This is a genomic window from Blastomonas sp. CCH9-A1, from assembly GCF_001557175.1.
GTDB lineage: Bacteria > Pseudomonadota > Alphaproteobacteria > Sphingomonadales > Sphingomonadaceae > Blastomonas > Blastomonas delafieldii_A.
Map to the genome: position 1 here is coordinate 1 of NZ_LSHM01000051.1, position 4,049 is coordinate 4,049.

Annotated in this window: 6 protein-coding genes; 3 read left to right on the top strand and 3 right to left on the bottom strand. The window is 58.8% G+C overall.

Going from position 1 to position 4,049, the window contains the following annotated elements; translation table 11 throughout:
* Nucleotides 1–87 precede the first annotated feature (87 nt).
* The gene (locus AX725_RS14600) at nt 88–699 is read left to right on the top strand and encodes an SOS response-associated peptidase (RefSeq protein ID WP_066114288.1); all 612 of its coding nucleotides are present in this window, start codon (nt 88–90) and stop codon (nt 697–699) included.
* A gap of 6 nt (nt 700–705) precedes the next feature.
* Here the strand turns inward: AX725_RS14600 and AX725_RS14605 are convergent, their stop codons facing one another.
* Nucleotides 706–1,299, bottom strand: a complete 594-nt coding sequence (locus tag AX725_RS14605; protein ID WP_053556549.1) for a recombinase family protein — start codon at nt 1,297–1,299, stop codon at nt 706–708.
* A gap of 237 nt (nt 1,300–1,536) precedes the next feature.
* On the opposite strand from AX725_RS14605, the gene AX725_RS21795 reads away from it, so the two are divergent.
* Together AX725_RS21795 and AX725_RS14615 are read left to right on the top strand one after the other, a co-directional pair.
* A complete protein-coding gene (locus AX725_RS21795; RefSeq protein ID WP_419470498.1) occupies nt 1,537–1,983 on the top strand; it encodes an AbrB/MazE/SpoVT family DNA-binding domain-containing protein in 447 nt (148 codons plus the stop codon).
* A gap of 16 nt (nt 1,984–1,999) precedes the next feature.
* Nucleotides 2,000–3,118 carry a glutathione S-transferase family protein gene (locus tag AX725_RS14615; RefSeq protein ID WP_062342978.1) on the top strand — a complete coding sequence of 373 codons (1,119 nt, stop codon included), beginning with the start codon at nt 2,000–2,002 and terminating at the stop codon, nt 3,116–3,118.
* 98 nt (nt 3,119–3,216) lie between these two features.
* Here the strand turns inward: AX725_RS14615 and AX725_RS14620 are convergent, their stop codons facing one another.
* Complete coding sequence (locus AX725_RS14620; RefSeq protein ID WP_081096823.1) at nt 3,217–3,618, bottom strand: carboxymuconolactone decarboxylase family protein; 402 nt, start codon at nt 3,616–3,618, stop codon at nt 3,217–3,219.
* A complete protein-coding gene (locus AX725_RS14625) occupies nt 3,615–3,833 on the bottom strand; it encodes a putative antibiotic biosynthesis monooxygenase (protein ID WP_066119272.1) in 219 nt (72 codons plus the stop codon). Before AX725_RS14625 ends, AX725_RS14620 begins: the two co-directional genes overlap by 4 nt.
* Nucleotides 3,834–4,049: the final 216 nt, after the last annotated feature.

Sequence of the window (4,049 nt, forward strand, 5' to 3'; positions counted from 1 at the left end):
GCGGCGGCAAGAATGGTGGCGGGCATGATCTCTTCTTCTATCATACTGCGATGACAGTTGAAGATTCCTGAAGGCTGGGAGGCGTGTATTTGTAACCTGTATCGCATGACCAAGAGCTCGGCCGAGGTCGCTGGGTTGTTCAACGCCGCGCCCGCTGCAGCGAGCAACGCGCCGGGAGAGATCTATCCAGGGTATCCCGGGTTGGTCGTGGCCAACGGATCGATCCGATCGATGGTGTGGGGCTTTCCGCTGTCGCTGAAGAGCAAGAAGTCGGGCCAGCCTCTAAAGCCGAAACCGGTCAACAACGCCCGCACCGACAAGCTGAGCCAGTTCTTCTGGCGGGACAGCTTCGAGAAGCGACGTTGCCTCATCCCCCTTACCGCGTGGGCGGAGGCCGAGGGTCCCCGAGGATCCATGACGCGCACCTGGCTGTCGCTGCCGGACGCGGAGTTGTTCGCCGTCGCCGGCGTATGGCGGTCTTCGGATGAATGGGGTGATTGCTATTCGATGGTGATGAAGGATGGCACTGGTGCCGCGGCCGAAGTCCATTCCCGGATGCCGGTTATTTTGCGAGGCGACCAATATCCGATATGGGAACACGGCTCAGCCGCTGAAGCGTTGACCCTATGCGAGCTGCCATACCAGAGAGATATCAAAGTCGATCGAACGACGGTGCCCTGGGTGCGGACGGGCCGCTAGAATGCACTACTGTCCGGAAGCGAGCTTGGATGCCATGCGCTGGATGGTTCGATAGACTGTTGGGCGCGAAACCGAGAATAACTCGCTCAGCTCACTGATCGAGTGCTCGCCTCCTTCATGCAGCTGGTGCAGATGGCGCTGCTGGCGGTCGGTCAGCTTGGGGGGCTTGCCCTTCAACTTTCCCTTCGCCTTGGCGACCTTCATACCTTCCCGCGTCCTCATCCGGATCAGGTCAGCTTCGAATTCAGCGAAGGTGGCGAGGATGTTGAAGAACATCTTGCCCATAGGATCGCTCGGGTCGTGGATCTGTCGGCCGAGGGCGAGGGCAACACCGCGCTTCTCGAGCTCCTCGGCGATCGCCCGCGCATCGGGGACCGATCGGGCTAGGCGGTCGAGCTTCGGTGCGACCAAGGTATCGCCGGCACGGACGGCGGCGAGTGCCTGCGCAAGCCCTGGCCGATCGCGCGAAGTGCCGGTGAGGCCGTGATCGGTATAGATCCGGTCGGCCGACACACCGAGCTCGGCGAGAGCATGGCGTTGGGCCGTCAAATCCTGCTTGTCGGTTGAACACCGTGCGTATCCGATCAAAGTCCCGGTCATCTGTAACGCTTAGCGCCCCATCAATGAGAATCTAGTCGTACTACCTTAATGAGACGGACTGGTCGACCCCGATTTTGGAGGACGAAAGCCAAATTCTATTGATTGGCGATCGGGCCAAATTTTGTGTCCGTTGAGCGACCCCCTATCGTACAACCAAATTTCTTATGGCGTTGCGTCCTATCTGATTGTGTGCCACTTTTTAAACCGTGGCATATTTGGTCTAAGGTTCAACGTGTGATGACGGCTATTGATCTGAAGGTGGCTGCCAATGGGCGAATGGTTCTTCCGAAGTCCGTGCGCGAAGCAATGGGCTTGTCGGGCGATACGAAGGTGACCGCGATCGTAGAAGCGGGTGGCGTCCGACTTGTGCCCATCGGCCATCGTGTGATGCGCGCACGCGAGCTGTACCTGCAGGCGGTCAAGTCGCCGCGCACCACCGAAGACTTCCTACGCGACAGGCGTGAAGAGGCCGGGCACGACGAAGCGAGCATTAGCGATCCTGCCCCACGAGCGAGGTGGTGCTGGATGCATCGGCCGTGCTGGCGCTTCTGCGTGACGAGCCGGGGGCGGACATCGTTGCCGGCCACATGCCCAGAAGCGGACCAGCCGCAAACGACCCGTTGCAGACATTCGGCGGCATCCTTGTTAGCGGGCAAGCTCAGCGGCCTTGCAGTTTCATATTGAGGAATCAGCCCACCTGATGACAAATGTTCTTGTCCTCTATGGCCTGCCGCACTCGCTCTATACCGGCAAGGTTCGCAGTTACTTGCGCAAGCAGGGCATCGGCTACCGTGAGAGACCGCCCAGCGACCCCCATTTCGCGCAAGTAGTGGTGCCGAGAATCGGGCGGGGCATCATCCCGGTCGTGGAGCTTGCCGATGGTAGCGTCGTGCAAGATACCGTCGACATCATCGATCACTTCGAACGCGCCGGTGTGCGCTATTCTGCCTATCCGAAGACGCCGCGCCAACTCGCAGTCGCGCACCTGTTCGAACTCTATTCGGTGCTTGGCCTGACGCGACATGCCATGCACTACCGCTGGTCCTACCTCGATAGACAGAAAGCTTTTCTGCAAGATGCTTTCGGGGTCGGCGGCAATGCCGAGCGCACCGCCTCGGTGATGGCGCGGATGAACAGCTATCTGCCAATGCTGGGCGTGTCGGACGAGACAATCCCGGCAATCGAGGAAAGCTATCGCCAGCTACTTCAAGGGCTCGACGCACATTTCACACAGCATCCCTATCTGGTTGGCACCCAGCCTTCGATCGGCGACTATTCGCTTTTTGGCCCGTTGTTCGCTCATCTTGGGCGCGATCCGGTTCCGCTCGCAATCATGCAGCGCGACGCGCCCAAAGTTCATCGCTGGGTCGAACGCATGCATGCGCCCGATCTCGACCTTGTGGAATATAACCTAGAGGGCGAACATGGTTTTGCTGCCGGTGATGAGATCCCGGCGTCGCTAAGTCCGGTGCTAGATCAGATCGCTGTCGAACTGCTGCCCGGCCTGACCGATAGGCTGAAGTTTCTGCGCGCTTACGTCGCCAGCGGCGCCGCCAAACCTGGCCAGCCCGTCACCTCCAAACCGCATCAGCGGATCGTCGGCGAAGTGGAAACGTCATTCCGCGGCATCCCCTATACGGGAGGGGTACAGCCCTACACTTTCCTTCTTTGGCAACGATTGCAGGACGCGGCAGCAGATAGCGAATCCGTACGAGACCTATTTGCCGCGCGTTCCCTCTCAGCCCTTCTCGAGGAGAAGCTGCCCATCAGGATCAGGCGCGCCGACAATATCGAAGTGTGGGACGAACGGAGCGACTGACTGCCCCAACTACTCATTTAAGGAAACCGCTACTCATGGCCGCTTTCCACCCAGTTGCGGACATTCGCCTGGGCAGAATTCCTTACCGCAAGCTGCCGTCAATTAGGCTCATCCTGATCGAATTCGCTGGCATCCGAGCTCGAGTAGACTTCCTTGGCGGCTTGCATCCCGTTCAACGCTGCTGGAAATCCGGCATACACGCTCATCTGGATGATAATTTCCTCGATCTCGCTCTTCGTAAGACCGACATTGAGTCCGGCTTGGATGTGGACCTTCAACTGGGGCTGTGCCGTGCCCATCGCCGTAAGGGCTGCGATCGTCGCGATCTCTCGTTCGCGGAGGCCAAGACCGGGCCGTGCGTAGATATCGGCGAACGGGTATTCGATGGTGTAGCGGGCAAGATCCGGCGATATGTCCTTTAAGCTTTCAACCACCTTCTCTCCGGCTTCACCGTCGATTCTGCGAAGATTCTCGAGGCCTCTTTCGAACCTGTCAGTCATGACCATTCCTTCATTAAGCGAGTTGCCAGCGAATGCATCGCTGGAGCAAGCAGCAGACTGATGAGGGGAACAAGGATTGCCGTCAGAATGAGTGTCTGAAATCCAAGCGCCATATCGCTCGCGATGAACCCCAGCAGCTTGAGCATCCCGGTCACAAGCGGCCATACGACGAGCCAGACGAGCATGGTCCGCAATATAACGATCCGGAATGTCATTTGTCGGCTGCTGGATCGGGACGATGAAGGATGGCGAAGTATCCCGGCAGAACCTCGTCGAGCTTGGCTTTCCCCGAGAGAGTAAGGGTCACGTTCCGGGAGCGAGCATCTTCTGAGTTTTCCGAAATCGCGATCAGGCCAGCCCGTTCCAAGCCCTGCAAGGGGTCCGGTGAGAGAATGTTCGAAAACGTACGCTAAGGGATCAGAGCGATTGCA

What these genes read in the sequence shown, in the direction of transcription:
- AX725_RS14605 (WP_053556549.1), bottom strand. Translation starts at nt 1,299, where the DNA reads ATGACCGGGACTTTGATCGGATACGCACGGTGTTCAACCGACAAGCAG.
- AX725_RS14620 (WP_081096823.1), bottom strand. Translation starts at nt 3,618, where the DNA reads ATGACTGACAGGTTCGAAAGAGGCCTCGAGAATCTTCGCAGAATCGAC.
- AX725_RS14615 (WP_062342978.1), top strand. Translation starts at nt 2,000, where the DNA reads ATGACAAATGTTCTTGTCCTCTATGGCCTGCCGCACTCGCTCTATACC.
- AX725_RS21795 (WP_419470498.1), top strand. Translation starts at nt 1,537, where the DNA reads ATGACGGCTATTGATCTGAAGGTGGCTGCCAATGGGCGAATGGTTCTT.
- AX725_RS14625 (WP_066119272.1), bottom strand. Translation starts at nt 3,833, where the DNA reads ATGACATTCCGGATCGTTATATTGCGGACCATGCTCGTCTGGCTCGTC.